This window comes from Nocardiopsis lucentensis DSM 44048, from assembly GCF_000341125.1.
GTDB lineage: Bacteria > Actinomycetota > Actinomycetes > Streptosporangiales > Streptosporangiaceae > Nocardiopsis > Nocardiopsis lucentensis.
On sequence record NZ_ANBC01000924.1, the window covers coordinates 1 to 1005 of the forward strand.

The 1005-nt window shown below is 75.4% G+C and carries 1 protein-coding gene; it reads left to right on the plus strand.

Annotated features, from left to right (window positions below; translation table 11 throughout):
- Nucleotides 1-1005 (plus strand): polyketide synthase dehydratase domain-containing protein (locus D471_RS37345; protein ID WP_040692263.1); only part of this gene is annotated, 1005 nt, incomplete at both ends.

Sequence of the window (1005 nt, forward strand, 5' to 3'; positions counted from 1 at the left end):
GGCGGCCTGCCACTGGCCGACTCGGGAGAACTCCTGCTCACCGGGCGCGTGTCGTGCTCGGAGCACACCTGGCTCGCCGACCACGCGGTGTCCGGGACGGTCTTGCTCCCGGGCACGGCCTTCGTGGAATTGGCTCTGCACGCCGGTTCCGCCACCGGCTGCGACTCGCTCGACTCGCTGGAGCTGGAGGCACCGCTCGTCCTCCCCGCCACCGGAGGCGTGCGGGTGCAGCTCCGGGTGTCGCCAGCGGACGACTCCGGGCGGCGCACGGTCTCCATCCATTCCTCCCCCGAGGGACACGGCTCCCCCGCCACCTGGACACGCCACGCTCAGGGCGTCCTCGTCCCGGACCCGGCTCCGACCGTCCCGTCCGCCGACTGGGCGCGGGACTGGCCGCCCGCCGGAGAGCGTGTGGAGGGGTCCGAACTCTACGACCGGTTCACCGCTCTGGGCTACGAGTACGGCGAGGTGTTCCGCGGGGTGCGCGCCGTGTGGCGGCGACCGGACGCGTTGCTCGCCGAGGTTCGGCTGCCCGACCGGGCCGCCACCGGTTCCGGCCGGTTCGGTGTGCACCCCGCCCTCCCCGACGCCGCGCTCCAGCCGTGGGTGGCCGGTGGGCTCCTCGACCTCCCCGACGACGGCGTGCTGCTGCCGTTCGCCTGGCAGGGGGTCAGGTCACGGTCGACCACCGCCCCCTCCGACGTGCTCCGCGTCCGGCTGGCGCGGGCGGGAGACGGCGCCGTCTCCCTGCACGCCGTCGACACCACCGGGGCGACGGTGCTGTCCCTGGACTCGCTGGTCATGCGTCCGCTGTCGAACGGACGCCTGGCCGAACTGCTCGGCGCGGACGCCGACTCCGGACCGCTGTACCGGGTCGAGTGGCGGCCACGGCCCGCGAACACCGCCCCGCCGCGTTCCTGGGCCCTGCTCGGACCCGATGCGGACGGTCTCGCCGACGTCCCCTCTCCCGCTCCGTCCGCCGCGGACGCGGGCGGGACCGGCCGG